A 1322-nucleotide genomic window follows, 5' to 3' on the forward strand; every position below is an offset into this window, starting at 1 on the left:
CCTCGCTAAACCCATACATGAAAGTGAGCGATCAGCTGATGGAAGTGTTGATGCTGCATAAAGGCATGGGCAAGTCAGAAGCGTTTGAAGAATCTGTTCGCATGCTTGAAGCGGTAAAAATCCCTGAAGCTCGCAAACGTATCACCATGTATCCGCATGAATTTTCAGGCGGTATGCGTCAGCGTGTAATGATTGCGATGGCGCTATTGTGCCGTCCTAAACTGCTGATTGCGGATGAACCAACCACGGCACTAGACGTAACGGTTCAAGCGCAGATCATGGACTTGTTGAACGAGCTGAAATCCGAGTTCAACACGGCAATCATTATGATCACCCACGACCTAGGTGTTGTTGCTGGTTCATGTGACAAAGTGCTTGTGATGTACGCAGGTCGTACGATGGAGTACGGCAACGTAAACGAAATTTTCTACAACCCAAGCCACCCTTATGCGGAAGGTCTGTTAAAGGCGATCCCTCGTCTGGATACAGAAGGCGAAATTCTGCCAACCATTCCTGGCAATCCACCAAACTTACTGCGTCTACCACCGGGCTGCCCTTACCAAGAGCGTTGTCATCGTGTGATGGACCGCTGTAAGCGTGAAGCACCAATCTTGACGCCATTTGGTGATGGTCGTCAGCGTGCATGTTTTTCTGAATGGGAGGCTTGGAACAAATGAGCGCAGATAAAAAGTTAATTCTGGATGTATCTGATCTGAAAGTTCACTTCAGCATCGCATCAAAATCAGCGTGGCCTTGGTCAAAACCTTCTAGCCTAAAAGCGGTAGATGGCGTAAATGTGCGCCTCTACGAAGGGGAAACGCTTGGCGTAGTAGGTGAGTCAGGTTGTGGTAAATCGACCTTCGCACGTGCCATCATTGGACTTGTTGAAGCGACCGATGGCGAAGTGGTTTGGTTAGGCCAAGACCTCACAAAAATGAAAGATGTACAGCGCCGTGAAACGCGTAAAGAAATCCAGATGATTTTCCAAGATCCTTTGGCTTCTCTTAACCCGCGTATGACCGTCGGTGACATCATCGCTGAGCCGCTAGAAACGTTCTATCCAGAACTGTCTAAGCAAGAAGTGAAAGACCGCGTTAAAGAGATGATGGCGAAAGTTGGTCTATTGCCAAACGTAATCAACCGTTACCCGCATGAATTCTCAGGTGGTCAGTGTCAGCGTATCGGTATCGCACGCGCACTTATCCTTAAGCCAAAAATGATCATCTGTGACGAACCAGTTTCGGCGCTAGACGTATCGATTCAGGCTCAAGTCGTTAACCTTCTGAAAGAGCTGCAAAAAGAGCTAGGACTTTCTTTGGTGT

Annotated in this window: 2 protein-coding genes; both read left to right on the plus strand. The window is 48.1% G+C overall.

What is annotated here, in order from left to right:
* A partial coding sequence (locus R7O12_RS25145; RefSeq protein ID WP_318126781.1) for an oligopeptide/dipeptide ABC transporter ATP-binding protein occupies positions 1 to 677 on the plus strand: 677 nt, incomplete at its 5' end.
* Positions 674 to 1322 (plus strand): ATP-binding cassette domain-containing protein (locus R7O12_RS25150; RefSeq protein WP_318126782.1); only part of this gene is annotated, 649 nt, incomplete at its 3' end. The genes R7O12_RS25145 and R7O12_RS25150, both read left to right, overlap by 4 nt.

It is taken from the genome of Vibrio sp. Vb1574 (assembly GCF_033338675.1).